The sequence below is a fragment of the Marinomonas sp. A3A genome (genome assembly GCF_018336955.1).
GTDB classification, from domain to species: domain Bacteria; phylum Pseudomonadota; class Gammaproteobacteria; order Pseudomonadales; family Marinomonadaceae; genus Marinomonas; species Marinomonas lutimaris.
Map to the genome: position 1 here is coordinate 287,585 of NZ_CP025532.1, position 14,733 is coordinate 302,317.

The window sequence follows — 14,733 nt, forward strand, 5'->3', positions numbered from 1 at the left end:
GGAAAACTCTATGGCTCGATCAGCTTCTCTATGTCTTGAACGCCTTTATCAAGGAACCAATACTGAGCAGAAAGTACTCTATCAATAAACTCCTCATCATCGCTAAGATCTGCTTCTTGAAGAAGAGATTTCAAAGTAGAGAGTAAAGGCTCTTTTTCATGAAAATATACAGGCTCTGATTCATCATTAAACCGGTGTATAATTTTTTCTAGGGTATTCAAAATCTCATCTGGCATATGTAACACATTCTTTTCTAGCCAGTAAAAAACTCCATCTATCTCCCTAGGTTTGGCTGATGTAGAGTATTCAATGAATAAATTTATTGTTTCTAAGGTAACGCTGTGTAAGGCGTTTTTGTTGCTTAATGATCGTTCAAACTTAAAGTAAATAGATTCGGAATCTTGACTCACAAAAAGTCTTTTCAGTCCTTCTAAGCATTTACTTGCATGTTTTTTATTTGCATAGTTAGCTATCAACACTTGCCCTAGCCCCTCTTTAGCGGCAGCATTTTGCTGAGACAAGTCATGCCAAAGGTCTTCCTCAGAAATATAGTCTGACAAGTAACACAGTGTTGCTAACCTGCCCCAAGCTTCAGCACTTTTTTTATCGTCAATGAGCTTAAGTTTATTAAGGTATGGTTCTACTAAATCAAAGTTCTCATGATATTGATAATACAGGATATGTTCGAGGTGTTTTAACAACCTTGATGAACCATTTTTCGTAATAATATCAATGAGCTGCCAACCAAACTCTGAGTTCTTACTTAGAAAGTAAGGAAACCGTCTCAAAAATGTTGCTCTGACTACCATTGAGGCATCTTTGGCAAAGCGCGTTAGAAGTTGCTTTAAACTGGAGGTGATTTCTCTGTGTTTTTCTAAGCGATCATTGCATATTATTAATACTGTTTCTGCTGCAACACCTCTTACTGAGTTAATTCCTTTTCCGACAAGGGATTCAGTTTCATTGTCTTCATTAGGGTTAGGGGTTGTACTTGTACTAAGTTGCCAAAGTTGAAAACACAGACGCTCAACTGACTGCTCGTCTTTTAAAATATGGCTACATGCTTGAATTGCTCTTGCGTGAGAATATTTACGAAAATCATGTTTACCGTAACGCTCAACGAGACTTAATAACTCCAAAGCTAATGCTTGTCCGTCAGGGAGAGGTTGAACCTCTTTCCAATTGGATGTTTGCAAGTTGCCAAATCGATGACTTAAATGGGATGCTATTCCGTTAATAATTGATAGTATGCTACTGATTGGTGCATTTGATTGGTAGAGTAAATGTGCTATCGGAATAAACTTAAGAGGTACCTGAGTGGCTGCTGAAGTTAATGCACTCTCTACACTATCAAGGCCGCCAAGAAGATGGTCAGAGAAACCATTTTCATTAGTGTAATGTTTCAAAACATTCACAAGACCATCATTAGAGAAGTGTAAAATTTGATCTATTGATATGGGAGATGTAACAGTACCTGACCATCCAGTAATATTTGGCTGTCTGAAAAGGTTAGGCGTGCCATACTTTTTCTCACACAAGACAAAAGTGTCAAACAGCTCTGGTAGACGATATGAGGCAGGAACCCATATTAAGTCTCCATACATTCCCTTTAGGGTCCAGTAATCCTGACGTTCTTTATTCTCATAGTGATTAAATATATTTCGCTGATGCTCTTCGCGTGTTTTATTAGAGATATAAGGATAAGCAGCAAGAGCTAGAGTACCTAATTCAAACTCTAAGTTACCGTATTTTAATAAGTTTTTATTTGTAAGGATCGCAGAAATACCTACGACATTTCCAATGATGTTTTCGTGGTAGGCTTCAATCAGTAAATAAATTAGACCGAGATCATCGCATACTCTTAGTTTAGGTTCGAAACTCTTCCAACAACCATCGTTTTTATTACATCGTTTTTTCAAAGCTTCTCCAACAGCATTTAAAAAATTGCTGGTAGAGCTACCAAAATATATATCACTATGAGTATGCCGTTTTTCATAAGATGTATTTTTTAAAAAATCCACATAAAAAAATGAATTATTACTTTGTGTAAAGCTAAGCAGGTAGTTCAAAGCACTATTAAATAGTTCATCAGAAACTTTAAGCCTTTCTCGAAAGTAGTTTTCTGTTAGAAGGTCGTGAGAATTACAGTTGAATTCTAGTTCGCTACTAGCATCAATCTCACCAATCGGCTTAGTATTTAAAGTGATATACTCCCATAATAAGTGATCACCTTTTCCTGTTGCCTCTATATACTGACAAATAGCTTTTCCAAGGCTAGAGTGATCATCATCACTGTTTTCTAAAAGCTTTTTTAAAAAATCATCTAAATAAGGAATACTCCAGTTTTTATTTTTTTCTAATTCAGATGATACTAACCAACTCAAATTTTTAATATTTAACCATTCTTCATCAATTGCTCTATGCCAAATCCTTACAACTTTCTCTTCATTACCTTTAAAAAATTTTGATAGAAAATATATAATTGCGTAGGTATTTTGCTGTGAATTTTTTACATTAATGTTCGGAATTAGTTGGTCATGAATCAGCAGAAACCAGCTGTTATTGTTGGCTCTTTCTAACAGGCGGCGGAATAATTGAGGGTGCTGATTTGATAGTGTAATGACTAGAGCAAGATCATTTCCGTTTGCTTCCATTTCAGCTAATGTCTCTACTGCGAGACGTTTTAAATGCATTGACACCTTATCTGATAATAAGAATTCACGTAATTGTCTAATACATTGCTTCGGAGATCTATTTTTCAATGTTTGAATTAATGATCTGACAGCAGGACGAATGAAAGGGAGTTGAGGCTGTGATATAGAAAACTCTAATAGCGTTGTACCGTTCTGAAATGCTTGTCTTATTCGCAGCGCATCAGCTAATGTCTGATGGCTAAACATGAGCTGATTAGGTCCTACCTCCATAATAATCTGTTTGCTCAACAGATATTGTAATTGGTCAGGGGAAACATCTAGTGAGCTTTTTTGGAACTCATAACTACGCAGCTTTAATAAATCAAGAGACGTTTCCTGCAACGCATTCAGAACAATTTTCCCAAGATTAACGTCTTTTTCAACAAGCTCTTGAAGGTATATGTCATAAAGGTCATGCTCTCCAATCTCATCTATCGTCATCCCTTTGTGTAATAGCTCATAAAAGAGCCTTAAGTTTTGAGGAATAACTAATACATTTTTCAGTTTGTCACTGAGTTGGCTAACGGTATAGCCCCATTTATCAAATAATGGAGCAATGCTGTCATTGAACGAAAGAGGCGAAATTGAAATAACTTCTCCCCATTTCATTTCTCTTAATAAAGGATCATATTTGGCATCAAAGGAACGGCTAGCAGCAACAACCGTAATGTTCGGGATTTTGGATAAGCTTGCAATCATACCTAAGAAGCATCTAAGGCTATTGTGGCTTCTGCCCACGGCCAAAACATCAAGAGAATCTATTGCTATGACGAGATGTCTTCTATCGGCCAAATAGGCGCATTGAGATATGAAGTCTTGAGGCAAGCCATATTGTTCTAAGTCTTTTAGTGTATTGATGGAGGCAAAAATATCGCCTTTGATAAATAAAGAGACAATTTCTTTTTGATCATCCAGATCATCCAGATCATCCAGATCATCCAGATCATCCAGATCATCCAGATCATCCATGAGATCAAGCAGAAGGCATGTTTTTCCGCCACCCGCTATATCTTCTAATAGAATTGAGGGTACTTTTTGCTCGACAGCTTGTTTGAGTAAAGTCAGCTCTTCTCTGAGTATTTTTTCTCCACCAATGCTTCTTACCCATTGCCTACCTTGGGTAGAGAAGTCGCGAAATGACTGTATCAATTTGCTTTCATTAAAGGTGACAGCTTGATGAATCCCACGCTCACGCAGCATATCCAGAATGTCTTGCCGCTCTAAAAAAACTTTACTATCGGCAAGGTGCAGGTGCTGATGATCTACATAGTTATAGATTAGTTCAAGCGCTGTATTTGCTCTTGGAAAGGTCGGCTTCAATAACTCATGACTTAGGTCTTGCCATTCGGATAAGCCATTTTGAGGACCAATTCGAATCCTCTTTATAAATGATAATGCTGTGGTTGCATCAATCTCCCAAATTTTTTTGATGTCATCGAAAGTATCTCTCTGTCCTTGAGGCACATCTCTTAAAAAAGCTTCTAAGTCTGGATGTATTGAGCTTTCTTCGATGAGACGCTGAAAACCACCAAAAGGCGTACGAGAATAGAAATGAACTTCGTAGTTTGGTTTTGAGAGTAACTGAAGTTTGCAGGATTTAAGCTCTTTAATGAGAGTGGTATCTGTTAGCTTCCATGCTTCGTGCTTGGCTTGATTTATTTTTGCTTGAATAAATGTTCTATCGCCATTTTTATATAAGATAATTATATCGTCTTGGTATACGGGCTTTGTGTCGTCAGGAGTAGACACCGCATCGACTTGTATTCCAGATATATTTTCATCTAGAAGCATCTTTACCGTCCAATAGAGAGCGACAGACCTTTGATATGCGTCTCCACGATTGGATCGGATTCCTGCTAGACTCATTTTGGACTTCCCTTTTAATAATCAGATAAAGACATCGACCAAATGCGGCCTTTTATTATTAACGAACAATAATGGCTGTGATCGTTTATTTTGTATATACCAAAGAAAACCTATGCGTCGTTTTCTTACTGGTCTATTACTCTCCTTCCTTGCCAGATCAATTTCTTCTCTCATAAAGCACTCTTCTGTTTGTCGTTGATGAATCCCATTGATTGTATGAAAGTGGAAAAAAGCATTGAGATTAGGTTAAAAAACAACCATACTGTATTCAAATGGATACGGATTTTTTTATGTATGATATTAAACTCACGGATGAGTTCAACCTTTGGCTGCGCCGACTAAAAGATCACTCGACTAGAATTCGTTTGGCTCGCCGCTTAGAAAAGGCGTCACGTGGATTACTTGGCGATGTTAAGCCTGTAGGCGATGGTTTGTATGAAATGAGGGAGCATTTTGGACCAGGTTGGAGAATGTATTACGTTCAACGCGGGACGACTTTGATCATAATGTTGGCTGGTGGCGATAAATCGACGCAAAGCAGAGACATAGAATTGGCTAAACAGCGAGCCACAAAACTGGATGAGACGACATGACTTCAATAAAAGAATTGACCAACTTTGATATGGCTGAGCAGCTTCGTACCGACGAAGATATTGCTGCTTATTTATCTATGGTGCTTGAGGATGGGGATACCGACGAGCTGATTCACGCGCTTGGTCACATTGCTAAAGCACGAGGCATGACTCAAATAGCCAAAGACAGTGGACTTGGGCGTGAAAGCCTTTACAAAGCCCTCAGATCAGGTTCTCGGCCGCAATTTGATACGATAGTAAAAGTGCTTAAATCCCTTAACTTTGATTTGAAAGCCGTGATCCATACGCAAAAATGAGCGCATCGATTGGATGTGCTTTTACGGCCTTACAAACCTCTTCCTCGCTTGATAAATTTCTTCCCGCATAAAGCAGTGTTCTGCATGGTCGTTGATGAGTCCCATGGATTGCATGAAGGCATACATTGTCGTTGGGCCGACGAATTGCCAGCCGCGTTTTTTGAGCTCTTTTGAAAGGGCGATAGATTCAGCGCAGGTGGTTTGGGTTTCGGGTGGAGGAAGGGTGTTTTCGTCGGGTTCGTAGCGCCAGATAAACGCGGCTAACGAGCCTTCTTTGTTTACCATTTCTAGGGCGCGTTTTGCGTTGTTAATAACCGCGAGGATTTTGCGCTTGTTACGCACGATGCCCTCGTTGTTGAGTAATTCTGCTATTTCTTTTTCACCAAACAGCGCGACTTTATGAAAATCGAATTGCTGGAAGGCGAGGCGAAAGTTTTCTCTCTTAGTTAAAATCGTTCGCCAGCTCAAGCCTGATTGAAAGGTTTCTAAACAGAGTTTTTCAAACAGACGCAGGTCGTCATCAACCGGAAAACCCCATTCTGTATCGTGGTAATGGGGAAAATCTGGCGCGGAACTGGCCCACGCGCAGCGGGTTTTGTCATTTTGTTTGCGCATTTATTAGGTATCTATAAACTCCATGGAAAATAAAATCTGGCCCTGCTAGAAAACCATGATAGATGGCTTTTACGCGAGACCACATTACTCCACTTGCCCTTCAATCAGTCTACCTTTTTCCTCAGGTATGTCGCCTAAAGTAATAGATTGCATGATGCGTTCTTGAGCTTGCAGGGCATGATTTTTCCATTTTTTATGTTTGTCCGAGCGATCCACTCGGTGATTGAATTTAGCTTCTAAAAAGTAGTTTTCGCTTAAAGGTAAGCAATAATAATCTTGAAAAGAGCGGCGATTATGGCGCCATTCATGATAAAACACCCAGGTTCGATTATTTATCTCTATTTGTTTGGCGGGATCAAGAGGGGGGTAGCCCCTGTTGGCTAGTGCATACCCTAACTGTTCTGCTTCATAGTTCTCAAATTCTTTTTCTTTCCCTTCGATAATAGCATTTCGGCTACGGTCAAATCGCTCTTTGATTTCTTGCCTGACTTTTGTATTTTGTCCCTCTGGGCCATTATAGAAGTCATCATATTCTTGAATGACATGGTTAGCTAACGCATGGGTATCGAGAGCATTGATTTTTTCTGTTCGTTTAATTCTAAGCTGAAAGGTGAGGACACCAAGTTCGTTATCTGGGGTAAGGTTGACTAAAGGCAAATACCCCCACATTTCTATACACATATGAACATATTCATGTTGATCGAGAGACTTTTTGCGCTCTTCAAACCAAGACTTCGAAAAATGGGGGTAATTTATATCTACTTTAGATTCTATGCCAATATTACTGTTCGGTAGAGTAATGCTTAGTTGTTTGTTTTCTAATATAAATCGATAAGTATGAGTATAAGCAAAATCTGGCCCTGCTAGAAAACCATGATAGATGGCTTTTACGCGGGACCACATTACTCCACTTGCCCTTCAATCAGCCTACCTTTTTCCTCAGGTATGTCGCCTAAAGTAATAGATTGCATGATGCGTTCTTGAGCTTGCAGGGCATGATTTTTCCATTTTTTATGTTTGTCCGAGCGATCCACTCGGTGATTGAATTTAGCTTCTAAAAAGCAATGTTCGCTTAACGGTAGGCAGTAATAATCCTGAAAAGAGCGTTGGTTTTGCATCCACTCATGATAAAACACCCAGGTTCGGTTATTTATTTCTATTTGTTTGGCTGGATCAAGTGGCGGATATCCTCTATTAGCTAAGGCGTAACCTAATTGCTGTTTAAGTTCTTCTGGTGTGAAAGGCGTTACCAGATTAGCAGATTGTTCCTCGACTTCCTGACGAACTATTGTATTTTGGCCCTCTGGGCCATTATAGAAGTCATCATATTCTTGAGTCAGATAATTAGCTAAAGCCTTTGTGTCGAGAACATTGATTTTTTCGGTTCGCTTAATTCGCAGCTGACAAGATAACATGCCATATTCACTGTCCGGTATTAAGTTAAAGGGAGGAAGGTACATCCAATTTTTAGTAATTATCCGAACAAATTGATGCTGGTCACGCTGTTTACAATGACTCTCAAACCATAATTTGTTTTTATAAGGGTAATGTAAGTCAACCGTATTAGGTACAGCGACAACATTGCTATCAGGAAGAGTAATGCTCAAAAGTTTATCTTCGAGTGTAAAACGGTGAGCCCGCTGGTATCTAAAATCAGGCCCTGCTAGAAAACCCCGAAAGGCTGCTTTGAATTTAGTTATCATAAACGAGGATCTCCTTTGGGGAGTGTGCGCATAAACTTCAGCACCTCAGCGGATTTATCTCTGTACCCTAGCATTTCTAATTGTTTTGCGTAGGTTTTTAGCCCTAAAAAAGGAAGTGTATGGGGACTGGCTCCAATATTGCCTCCTGTTACATTCCTAAAGAAACGCAAGGCACGAATAAAACTGCTTCTTGAACGCTCGATCTTTCCGCCGAAATTGGGCACAGGGTCAAAGGGGTTATTGCGTAACGAGTGAACTTTTATCCCCACCCCTTTTGCCATGCTTTGTAATAAGGCTAGCTCCGCCCCCGTGCCATGTATTGCCACCTGTTGTGAGGTGAGTTGGCCAGTGTATTGACGACGAAAGTGCTGTAATGCCGAGCAGAAAATAATCGCCCCTTGGCTATGGACAAGCCATTTGACTTTTTTACCTTGCTGTTGATTTTGTGCTAACACTGCAGCCAGATGCTGAGCATTATGGGAGGTGTTGCCTTTTTTTCGATCAAAAGCGCATTCTACAACATCTAGTGCAAACTTATCTGTCGGGTTATGGAATAGGGTATAGGCTTGGATATTATCGTTTTGATAGGCGGCATCAAGATGAGTGCCCATTAACCAAGTGGCTTTTCTGAGCTCATTTTGCATTCCATTAACGGCCGCATGCTCAGTACGAACTTGTGTTGTAGGTTTTGGATTCGGTGACCAAGCCCCCTTTAATTCTTCAATCCCATCATCGTCAACTGCTCCGGTATATTTGGCTGAGCTTGTCCGAGTTACTTCATATAACATAGTTCGCTCTGTCGAGTGCCTGTCTTTTGCACCATGTAATTGTTCGTCAAATATAATATCTTCAATAATGATGTTGCTGCCGTCCACCCTATATCTAACGAAATAATGATAGTTGCGAAATGGGTACTTAGTACGACGTATACGTCGAAAAGGGTTAAGGCTGTGTTTGATTGAGCTGGGTGAATTAGGATGATGACTAATTTCGATAATCTCTTTTGCGACCATCATGGCATCAAAGTCGTTAAGCTGAGACAGCATAGCTAAGGCTTGAACAGTAAATTGCGCTTTATTAAAAGGGAAACTACTTGGCAAGTTGACATTATAACTGGCCGCTGACTTGCTATTTAGTGTAATTGTATCTTGAGCACTGACGGTGCTCGGTATTTTATTCCATGTCATCAATCTTTCCTTAGATGTCTATTGTTTATTAACGTCATTATAAAGGAGAACACACACACGACAACCCCATTTACTGGTGTCAGTCTGATTGCGTTTGTAACTCTAATTTTCTTATCAATGCGTCGTAAAAATCTTTGGCGAGGCCAGACAGTGGACTCAAATTGGAGGTCAGTACTTCGAGCGGTTCAACAACGCTGGGGTGGAAGGGTTTCAAAACGATGTTGGGCAATTGAAAGACTTTGTCAAAGTAACGGAAGTTCAGAATGTCGACTAAGGTAGCGCCCATTCCTAAGTTCACAAAGGAGAGACCATGAATAGTCGTATGAACTTCTAAGGTTCGATTCAATGGCAGCCCGACTTCCGCATAAATGCGTTTGAGCGCTTTCGTAGTGGCGTTTTCGGAATCTAAAGTGATCCAACTAAGATCCAATAAGTCTTTAGGGTGAATAACGTCTAGCTGAGCAGCTGGATGATCTTTCGGCACGGCACAATAACAAGGTAAGTCGAAGGCGACTGAGTCGTGTTTTGATGAACTTTGGGCTTTATCAACCAAGCCGATTTGATATTGTCCTGATGCGATACCTTGTCTAATGGCCGAGCAGCCAGAGAGATGTAAACTCACATCCACACCAGGGTTATCTTTCATGTATTCAGCGATAAGTTCGGGTAAAAACTGATAAGAAGGTCCGAAAATCGTGCAGATTCGCAATCTGCCAGTTTTGCTGTTTTTGGCTCGTTTTATGCTGTCTTCTAGATGGTTTACGCCTTGTAAGATGCCATAGACTTCTTCGTGTAAGTAGAGCGCCTCATCTGTCGGAATAAGCTTGCCGTTGTTACGCACAAAGAGTTTATAGCCAATTTCTTCTTCAAAATTCGCTAGCATTTTACTGGCCGCTGGTTGGCTAACATAGCTTCGCTCCGCGGCTCTCGTGATGCTGCCAGTAACAAATACTTCGTGAAATATACGCAACTTATTGATGTTCATCGGCATAACCTAAAGTTATTAGACTATTAAAAATATTCAGTGTGATTATAGAAAATCTTCACATAAGATCCTAACTGTTAGTTGTATGATCTGCATCAAAAGATTTAACAAAACGATGGGGTCGCGGACTCGATTCATAATAAAAATGAGTCTGAATAAAAAGAAATTACAAAATCAACAGCATATAAAAGGAACGAACAATGAAGAAATTTTCTATAGCGTTAGCAGCAGCTACAACGCTTCTAGCGGCAAACAGTTATGCAGCGGATACCACTTCTACCCTAGATGCGGTAAAAGAACGTGGTTATGTAAACTGTGTAATTGGTAACTCCTTTCCAGGTTTTTACAGCTTAAACAAAGCTGGCGAGTGGCAAGGCATGGACATTGATGTCTGTCGTGGTGTCGCTTCCGCGGTGTTTGGTGATGCCACTAAAGTGAAATTCTTGCCAGTACAGTGGGCGCAAAGTTTCACTTCTATTAAGAGTGGTAAAGGTGACATTTTATCAAAAGGCATGACGTGGACGCTTTCCCGTGATGCGGCACAAGGTCTGGACTTCCTTGATACCTATTTTTACGACGGCCAAGGTTTCATGGTGCGTAAAGACTTAGGTGTGAAATCTGTTAAAGAACTTAAAGGCGCTACGGTTTGTGTATTGACCGGAACCTCTAGTGAATTGAATATCGCGGATTATAGCCGTGCGAATAATTTAGATATCAAAACCGTCGTATTTGATGATTCATCCGTGCGTAACACGGCTTTTTTCAACAATAACTGCGACGCATTAACCAATGACAAATCGGGTTTAGCAGCGCAACGTTCAGCTGCGCAAAACCCAGATGACTACATTATTTTGCCAGAAACAATTTCTAAAGAAGCTTTGTCATTCGCTGTTAAACAAAATGACAGTGAATGGGCGAACGTTGTGAAATGGAGCTTTGCTGCCATGGTTGCAGCAGAAGAATTTGGTGTGAATTCACAAAACGTCGAGAAAATGCGTGCAGAAAGTCAAAGCCCAGTAGTTCGACGCTTACTCGGTGTTGAAGGTGACTTGAATACAGGTCTAGGGCTTCCGCAAGATTGGGCATATCAAGTTATTAAAAACGTTGGTAATTACGGTGAAGTATACGAACGTAACGTAGGAACGAATAGTGTTCTGGGTCTAGATCGTGAAGGTACATTGAATGCGTTGTGGACTAACGGCGGCATGATGTACGCGAAGTCTTTCCGCTAATTCTATTTACTAATAGTGAATGCAATAGGTAGGTTATGTTTCTAGGCCTATCTATTGCTGCAATTTTAGTTTTCCTCCTTCGTTCGGTATATAGATATGATTCAGTCCTCTACGAGTAAACCACAAAAACGCCCGACTAAGGGTGCTGGTTTACCTTCGTCTACGACACAAAAATGGCTGTCTTTGCTTAATAATGATTCAAGCAGAGCGGTGATCTTGCAAGCCATTGTCTTGATGCTGGTTTTGCTCGGCTTGTGGTTTTTATTCGCCAATGCCAGTGAAAACTTAAACCGCCTAGGCATGACGTTTGGCTTTGATTTTCTGCAGGTGACGGCAGGATTTAATATTAGCTGGAGTCTGATTCCTTACGACCCAGGTATGACTTACTGGCGTGTATTTTTAGTCGGTATTGTGAACACGCTAATTTTGTCTTTCTGCGTGATTGTTGTCGGCACTCTCATTGGTACAGTGGTGGGGATTTTAAGATTATCCGATAACCCTTTGGTTTCTCAATTAGCACGTTGGTACGTTGAAGTCGTGCGTAATGTGCCTCTGTTAATACAGATTATTTTTTGGTTTACCGTGGTGTTTTCGACCTTGCCTGCGCCTCGCCAAAGCTATCACCTTGGCGAATGGCTTTTCCTAAATAATCGTGGTCTTTATGTGATGACAATGGAAAGTACCTTGTCATGGGGATGGATTGTTGTTCTTGGGCTTGCCTTAATCGCGGCGCTTTACGCTTTGTTCCGTTGGTCTAAACCTTATTACACCTTGTCAGGTTCTCGTTCCACAGGATTCTATATCGGCTTAGTTGCGTGGGTGTTGGCTGCTTGTTGGGCGATTTGGAGCTTTTCTAATTCGATGAGCTTGTCTGTTCCAACACTACAAGGCTTTAACTTCAGCGGTGGTGCGTTTCTTCCTGCGTCGTTTGGTGCAGCGTTTGTTGCCATGACGGTGTATCGATCTGCGGCGATTGCTGAAACGGTTCGAGCTGGTATGCAGTCTATCGACCGAGGACAACATGAAGCTGCGTTTACCATTGGTTTCTCACGCGTTCAGTCGTTGCGCTTGATTCTGATTCCTCAAGCGATTCGATCCATTATTCCGCCAATGACCAACTCTTGGTTGGCAGCGACAAAAGACTCGTCACTGGCGGTGGCGATTGGCTTCCCGGAATTGGTGTCTGTGTTCATGCAAACTTCCATGAACCAAACCGGACGCGCTATCGAGATCATCTTTATGGTTATGGGTTTCTATATCTTCATCAGTTTGCTGATCTCTTACTTGCTCAACAAGTACAACGACAGCGTGCAGTATAAGGTGCGATAAATGGACGATTTGAATGTGAAAAACCAACCTGCTTTAAAGCAATTTGTCCCGACTCCACCTCGTCCGCCACGTAAAAGCGAAAGAGGTATTCTTGGCACAATTCGCCATCGTTGTTTTAACAGCATTGGTAACAGCTTACTGACTTTGTGTGTGGCGACAGTGCTGTTTTATTTAGTGAAACATGTGTTGGATTGGGCGGTATTTAACGCGGTTTTCATCGCGGATAATCGTCGTCAATGTATGGATATCAGCCCAGACGGTGCCTGTTGGGCAGGTGTTATTAGCTGGTTTAATGGCTTAATTTACGGGCGTTTTCCGGTGGACGAGCAATGGCGCGTCAATATCGGCGTATTGCTCGGGTTGGTGTGGCTATTACCGCTGATGTCGAAGCGCATTGCTTTGCGTAACTTCATCTTGTTGTCTTGGATTGGCTTGTATCCTTTTGTGGGTGCTTATCTTTTCTTAGGCGGCCGCTTTGGCGAGGAATTGGGCTTGGTACATGGCGCGATGACCTGTCTTGCCTTGGCTTTCCTAACCATTATCTACGCTAACTGGATCTTGTCGGTGCTTGGCAAAAAAGGCCTAAACGAACTGTTTGTGCCGCTGGTATCACGCTTGGTTGAGCGCCGTATTCATCTGTTGAGCTTTGTTGCTGTTTGGTTGCTTGTTGCATTGGTGATCGCTCTTGGGCTTAGCCAAGTGTCACTTGAGCCTGTGCCAATTGAGCGTTGGGGCGGTTTGTTCCTAACTTTCATTATTGCTGGCTTTGCCATCACCATGGCGATTCCTGTGGGCGTGATTTTAGCGCTAGGTCGACGTTCTAAATTGCCAGTGATTCATTGGTTGTCGATGACAGTGATCGAGCTAGTTCGTTCTGTACCTTTGATCACCGTCTTGTTTATGGCGGTGACCTTGCTGCCTATCTTTTTGCCAGCGGATATGGAGTTTAACAAGCTCACGCAAGTACTGGTCGCAGTGTGTTTGTTTGCTGGTGCTTACATGGCAGAAAACATTCGCGGTGGTTTGCAGGCGATTCCAAAAGGTCAGTACGAAGCCGCAGCTACGCTTGGCTTAGGCTATCTGCATACCATGGTGCTGATCATTCTGCCACAGGCCCTAAGAATGATGATTCCGAACATCATGACCTCATTTATCAGCTTGCTGAAAGACACCACGCTGGTTTCCATCATTGGCTTGTTCGACATCATGTTGATGGCGCGCAACATTGCCAACGACAAAGACTGGGTGGGAATGCACACTGAGCCATTGGTGATGATTTCCGTGCTCTTCTTTATCTTGTGCTACAGCATGTCTCAATACAGTTTGAATCTTGAAAAACGTTTAAAGGTGGATCGCTAATGACGACGTCATCAGGAAATTTAGCCCAAAAAGCCGTCACTGAAACGGCGATTAAAATCGACAACCTGAACAAATGGTACGGAGATCACCACGTTCTTAAAGACGTATCTCTAGACATTAGCGAAGGCGAAATTATGGTGGTGTGTGGGCCGTCTGGCTCAGGTAAATCGACGCTGATTCGTTCTCTGAATCATTTAGAAGAGTACCAAGAAGGTGTGGTTTCCGTGTTTGGACAGCCGCTTTCGCGGGATCGTCAAAGCCATAAGATCATTCACCAAACCATGGGCATGGTGTTTCAGAACTTTAACTTATTCCCTCACCTTACTGTTTTGCAGAATTGTACCTTGGGTTTGACTTGGCTGCGCAAGATGTCAGAACGTGACGCCGACAAAATGGCCATGCGTTTGCTGGATCGCGTCGGGATTGCTCATCTCGCGACACGTTATCCAGGGCAATTATCTGGTGGTCAGCAACAGCGCGTGGCGATTTCCCGATCCCTCGCTATGGAACCCAAAATCATGCTGTTCGATGAGCCTACCTCCGCACTCGATCCCGAGATGGTCAAGGAAGTATTGGATGTGATGATCGACCTCGCCAAAACTGGCATGACCATGGTGTGTGTTACTCATGAAATGCAGTTTGCTCGACAAGTTGCTGATCGCGTGGTGTTCATGGCCGACGGTGAAATTATCGAAGTCGGGCCACCTGAGCAGGTGTTGGTGAATCCCCAGTGGGATAGGACAAAAGAATTTTTACAACACGTTCTCTGAAACCTTTGAACGATTGCTGTGCTCGTTAATACTTTGTTAAAAATAGACTCGAAATGCTCATTTATAATTATAAACTCTGCTTTCTCGTCTATTTTTGCCTCGTCT

The 14,733-nt window shown here is 41.7% G+C and carries 12 protein-coding genes; 6 read left to right on the forward strand and 6 right to left on the reverse strand.

Annotated elements, in window-relative coordinates:
• Positions 1–8 precede the first annotated feature (8 nt).
• Positions 9–4,484: an NACHT domain-containing protein gene (locus CYL31_RS01265; protein WP_212917201.1), complete on the reverse strand. Its 4,476-nt coding sequence runs from the start codon at positions 4,482–4,484 to the stop codon at positions 9–11.
• 365 nt (positions 4,485–4,849) lie between these two features.
• Between CYL31_RS01265 and CYL31_RS01270 the strand changes: the two genes are divergently transcribed.
• Both CYL31_RS01270 and CYL31_RS01275 read left to right on the forward strand, forming a co-directional pair.
• Positions 4,850–5,152: a type II toxin-antitoxin system RelE/ParE family toxin gene (locus CYL31_RS01270; protein ID WP_212917202.1), complete on the forward strand. Its 303-nt coding sequence runs from the start codon at positions 4,850–4,852 to the stop codon at positions 5,150–5,152.
• Positions 5,149–5,448, forward strand: coding sequence for an addiction module antidote protein (locus CYL31_RS01275; protein WP_011977978.1), 300 nt, complete (start codon positions 5,149–5,151; stop codon positions 5,446–5,448). Before CYL31_RS01270 ends, CYL31_RS01275 begins: the two co-directional genes overlap by 4 nt.
• A 21-nt stretch (positions 5,449–5,469) precedes the next feature.
• On the opposite strand, the gene CYL31_RS01280 is transcribed toward CYL31_RS01275, so the two are convergent.
• The 5 genes from CYL31_RS01280 to CYL31_RS01300 form a co-directional block, all read right to left on the reverse strand.
• Entirely contained in the window at positions 5,470–6,063 is a 594-nt protein-coding gene (locus CYL31_RS01280) for a DNA-3-methyladenine glycosylase I (protein ID WP_212917203.1), read from the reverse strand.
• Positions 6,064–6,147: 84 nt separating this feature from the next.
• A complete protein-coding gene (locus CYL31_RS01285) occupies positions 6,148–6,966 on the reverse strand; it encodes a hypothetical protein (protein ID WP_212917204.1) in 819 nt (272 codons plus the stop codon).
• A complete protein-coding gene (locus CYL31_RS01290; protein ID WP_212917205.1) occupies positions 6,966–7,766 on the reverse strand; it encodes a hypothetical protein in 801 nt (266 codons plus the stop codon). The genes CYL31_RS01285 and CYL31_RS01290 overlap by 1 nt, the downstream gene beginning before the upstream one ends.
• Positions 7,763–8,953 carry a hypothetical protein gene (locus CYL31_RS01295; protein ID WP_212917206.1) on the reverse strand — a complete coding sequence of 397 codons (1,191 nt, stop codon included), beginning with the start codon at positions 8,951–8,953 and terminating at the stop codon, positions 7,763–7,765. The genes CYL31_RS01290 and CYL31_RS01295 overlap by 4 nt, the downstream gene beginning before the upstream one ends.
• Positions 8,954–9,032: 79 nt before the next feature.
• Positions 9,033–9,938 carry a LysR family transcriptional regulator gene (locus CYL31_RS01300; protein WP_212917207.1) on the reverse strand — a complete coding sequence of 302 codons (906 nt, stop codon included), beginning with the start codon at positions 9,936–9,938 and terminating at the stop codon, positions 9,033–9,035.
• Positions 9,939–10,138: 200 nt separating this feature from the next.
• On the opposite strand from CYL31_RS01300, the gene CYL31_RS01305 reads away from it, so the two are divergent.
• The 4 genes from CYL31_RS01305 to CYL31_RS01320 all read left to right on the forward strand — a co-directional run bounded on the left by CYL31_RS01305 (position 10,139) and on the right by CYL31_RS01320 (position 14,628).
• The gene (locus tag CYL31_RS01305) at positions 10,139–11,170 is read left to right on the forward strand and encodes an amino acid ABC transporter substrate-binding protein (protein ID WP_212917208.1); all 1,032 of its coding nucleotides are present in this window, start codon (positions 10,139–10,141) and stop codon (positions 11,168–11,170) included.
• Positions 11,171–11,266: 96 nt separating this feature from the next.
• Positions 11,267–12,499 carry an amino acid ABC transporter permease gene (locus CYL31_RS01310; protein ID WP_212917209.1) on the forward strand — a complete coding sequence of 411 codons (1,233 nt, stop codon included), beginning with the start codon at positions 11,267–11,269 and terminating at the stop codon, positions 12,497–12,499.
• Complete coding sequence (locus CYL31_RS01315; RefSeq protein WP_114413188.1) at positions 12,500–13,858, forward strand: amino acid ABC transporter permease; 1,359 nt, start codon at positions 12,500–12,502, stop codon at positions 13,856–13,858.
• On the forward strand, positions 13,858–14,628 hold the full coding sequence (locus CYL31_RS01320) for an amino acid ABC transporter ATP-binding protein (RefSeq protein WP_011977989.1): 771 nt from the start codon (positions 13,858–13,860) through the stop codon (positions 14,626–14,628). The genes CYL31_RS01315 and CYL31_RS01320 overlap by 1 nt, the downstream gene beginning before the upstream one ends.
• Positions 14,629–14,733 lie beyond the last annotated feature (105 nt).